General features: G+C 46.1%; 2 protein-coding genes. Both read right to left on the bottom strand.

The annotated features are described in order from the left end of the window. Positions 1–9 precede the first annotated feature (9 nt). Positions 10–774, bottom strand: coding sequence for an IS21-like element helper ATPase IstB (istB, locus tag GJ688_RS19520; protein WP_328597405.1), 765 nt, complete (start codon positions 772–774; stop codon positions 10–12). Then, on the bottom strand, positions 774–2,297 hold the full coding sequence (istA, locus tag GJ688_RS19515; RefSeq protein WP_170292175.1) for an IS21 family transposase: 1,524 nt from the start codon (positions 2,295–2,297) through the stop codon (positions 774–776). Before istA ends, istB begins: the two co-directional genes overlap by 1 nt. Positions 2,298–2,436: the final 139 nt, after the last annotated feature.

Here is a 2,436-nt window from a genome sequence, read left to right as displayed (position 1 = left end):
AATATTAGGTTAGGAATTCTGCATATTACCCTTTTCTATCCTTCGCATACTTTGACGGAAGCGATAAGATTGCCCGTTCATCATCAGAATATGTGCATGGTGCGTAAGTCGATCTAGGAAAGCGGCCGTTAGCTTTTCGTCCCCAAATACATGATTCCACTCTGCAAACTCTAAATTACTGGTGACCATCAAGCTTGTCTTCTCATAGCGGTTTGAACAGAATTGGAAGAGTAGTTCAGCCCCCGTCCGGCTAAAAGGGATATAACCCAGCTCATCCAGTACAATAAGATCAAATCGGCTCCATTTCTTTTCGAGCCTCAGTAATTGATGTTGTTGGTGTGCGTCCAGGAGTTCATCCACAAGAGCAGACACAGGGGTAAAACGTACCCTTCTACCTTTTTGGCAGGCCGATAAAGCGATCGCCGTGGCAATATGGCTTTTACCCGTCCCACTATTGCCCAAACAAATAACATTCTCTTTTTTGGTCATAAAATCTCCATGAGCAAGAGCCAATACTTTCTGTTTGTTAAGTGAAGGAATGGCGGTAAAATCAAAGGATTCTAAGGTTTTTAACAGGGGAAAGTTCGCTTGTGTGATTCTCGCTTTCTGTTGGTTTTCTTCTCGTTGGATAACTTCTTGCTCAACTACGGCTTTTAGAAAGCCTAGATAGCTTTGGCCGCGTTCTTCCGCTTCTCTGGCGATGGATTCTGCATGCCGTATCATCGCCGGGAGCTTAAGCCGTTTTAGATAGTGCTCTAACTGCATATCTACCATCAATGCAGCGTCCCTCCCTTCCCGAGCAGCTGGTTAAACTGGTGGATATCGGGCTGGGAGACTTGATATTCTGACAGTCGTTCGGTTAGAGCCTCTTTGGGCATGGGTTGGGTAGTATTGTGTCCGTGTAAACGTTGATGAAGCAGATTCCAGACTACTTCATACCGATATTGGCCTTGCCGCTCTGCTTCCTTAAGAATAGGGATCAGTACGTCCGAACCATGTTCCCGATGAAGATAAAGAATACGGACAAAGGACTTGTCGCCGTCAGTTCCATACCGTTGATTCATTTCTTTATAAAAACGACGATAGATCGACGGAATGGTGTTGGTTTGAAAGACCGCGGCATTTTTTAGGGCTCGCGGTTTTTTCATCAAAGCGTCTATGTAATGCTCTAATTGTAGGCGTCGTCGGTTCTTTTGGTAGCATCGTGAATGTTCGGCAACCACGGTATCTTGATCCACGACGATTACATGATCTACATACGCCTTGAGCAGCAACACTTCACCAACGTAACGACAGGGTACAGAGTAGAAGTTCGTATCTAGTTGAACCAGTGCTTGAGAGCTGACCTTCACAGACACGATTCGGCACGCATCGAAAGGCGTTTTGGGTATCGCCAGTAAATGCTTCTTTTCCTCTTCCCAGAGTTCATTGACTATCTCGTTTCGATAGGGCACGCGAGTCTTCGCGGCATATTCTCGGCATTTTTGCTCAAGATACTGGTTAAACTCTTCGATACTCTGTACTTCTGGGACCGGTACCATGAAATTACGGCGTATAAAGCCGACCATGGATTCGACTTGGCCTTTTTCATTTCCGGATGCTACATTACAAAATTCCGCATGAAATACATAGTGAGCCCGTAACGCTTGAAATGCTTCATTTTCCTCCCGGTTACGTCCGTGGAGTACCTTTTTCACGGCCGTCTTGAGATTATCGTAGGTAACTCTCCGAGGAACTCCCCCGAAGAATTCGAAGGCTCGGCAATGTCCGTCAAAGAAGGCTTCTTGTCTTTCGTGAATATATGCCCTGACGTAAATGGTACGACTTGCGGTGAGTCTCATGACAAAAAGGTGAACCGTTTTTGGGGTTCCGTTCAGGGTGATCTGGGCTTGCCCCCAATCACATTGAATATTGTCTCCCAGTTGAAACTCCAAAGGGAGGTAGACTTCTTTTACTTTTTTTCGAATCCGCCCGACTTCTCTTCGGACGGTCGATTCGGCTCCGGTAAAACAGTGTTCCGTCACCAAGCGCTCGAAGATACGCTTTCCGGTATGGCGTTGTTTTACCGGTGCATTCTCATCCTCCCGAATCCATTTCTCAATCAAGGGCCGAACTTCTTCGATCACTGGGGCCGGCCTTGGTTTTATGCTTCTCCTTGTAGGAGGTCGTAAAGGTTCTTTTCCCTCCGTCAGATACTTCTTCACCGTACGGCGGGACATCTTCAGCTCTTTGGCAATCGTGCGTATGGATTTGCCTTCCCTAAAGTGCATCCTTTGGATATCATAGTATTGAGCCATCGTAATCATTTCCTCTCGTTACCTGCCTTTCTAGGTTGCTCGTCACTCCCTAGAATACAGGAAAATTGGAAATTCGGTGGCTCACTTTTTTCGTGATCACTTCCCCTAAAAGTGGATCACTTTTAGAGTATCAAATACA

It is taken from the genome of Heliobacterium mobile, assembly GCF_009720735.1.
In the GTDB taxonomy this organism is placed as follows: domain Bacteria; phylum Bacillota; class Desulfitobacteriia; order Heliobacteriales; family Heliobacteriaceae; genus Heliobacterium; species Heliobacterium mobile.
The sequence above is the reverse complement of the archived record's forward strand: the minus strand, read 5'-3'. Positions and strand labels throughout refer to the sequence as shown.